This is a genomic window from Planosporangium flavigriseum, from assembly GCF_011947225.1.
Classification (GTDB): domain Bacteria; phylum Actinomycetota; class Actinomycetes; order Mycobacteriales; family Micromonosporaceae; genus Planosporangium; species Planosporangium flavigriseum.
This window is the reverse complement of record NZ_JAATVW010000062.1, coordinates 1-1058: the sequence shown is the minus strand read 5'-3', so window position 1 is coordinate 1058 and position 1058 is coordinate 1. Positions and strand designations below refer to the sequence as shown.

Below are 1058 nucleotides of genomic sequence, written 5' to 3'. Positions count from 1 at the left end.
CTCTCGGCGCGTCCCGCCGTGAGCACGTTCTTGGCCGCGTTGACGTCCCGGTCGTGGACCGCGCCGCATGGGCAGGCCCACGACCGGACGTTCAACGGCTTGGGTCCGTCGACCCGCCCGCATGATGAGCACGTCTGCGACGTGGGCGCGAACCGGTCGATCTTCGCGAACGTCCGCCCGTACCGGGCGGCCTTGTACTCCAGCATCGCGGTGAAGTTGGCCCAGCCGGCGTCGTGGATGGATTTGGCCAGCTTGGTCCGGCCGAGACCGGCCACGCACAGGTCCTCGACGTACACCACTTGGTTATCGCGGACGATCCGTGTCGAGAGCTTGTGCTGCCAGTCCCGTCGGGTGTCGGCCACCCGGGCGTGCGCCCTGGCGACCTTCACAACGGCCTTCTTGCGATTGTTCGACCCCTTCTGCTTGCGGGACAGGTTCTGCTGCAGCCGCTTGAGCTTGCGTGCGGCGCGGCGCAGGAACTTCGGCGCCGCCACCTTCCTGCCGTCCGACAGCACCGCGAAGTGCGTCAGCCCCAGGTCGATACCGACCTCGGGCTCGACCTCGGGCAGCGGCTGGTCGGTGGTCTGCACGACGAACGAGGCGAAGTACCGGCCCGCCGCATCCTTGATGACTGTCACGCTCGACGGGTCAGCCGGAAGCTGCCGAGACCACCGCACGTCCAGGTCGCCGATCTTCGGCAACCTGAGCCGGCCGTTGACCAAGACCTTGAACCGGGCGTTGGCGGTGAACCGGATCGCCTGCCGGTTGTCCTTGCGCGACCGGAACCGTGGCGGCGCGACCTTGCGGCCCTTACGCCGGCCGGTGACCGAGGCGAAGAAGTTGCGGTAGGCCACGTTGAGGTCGGCCAGGGCCTGCTGGAGCACGACCGACGAGACCTCGCCCAGCCAGGCGCGGGCCTCGGTCGTCTTTGCCTGCGTGATGACCTGCTTGGACAACTCGGCGTCCGAGATGTACGGCAGGCCGGCCTCGCGGGCGGTCTGGCGTGCGCGCAGCCCGTCGTTGAACACCACCCGCGCACACCCGAACGCCCGCGCCAG

1 protein-coding gene is annotated in these 1058 nt (G+C 68.9%); it reads right to left on the bottom strand.

Translation table 11 applies throughout. The features are described from left to right. On the bottom strand, positions 1-1058 hold a 1058-nt coding region (locus HC028_RS26810; protein ID WP_240940812.1), incomplete at both ends, for an RNA-guided endonuclease InsQ/TnpB family protein.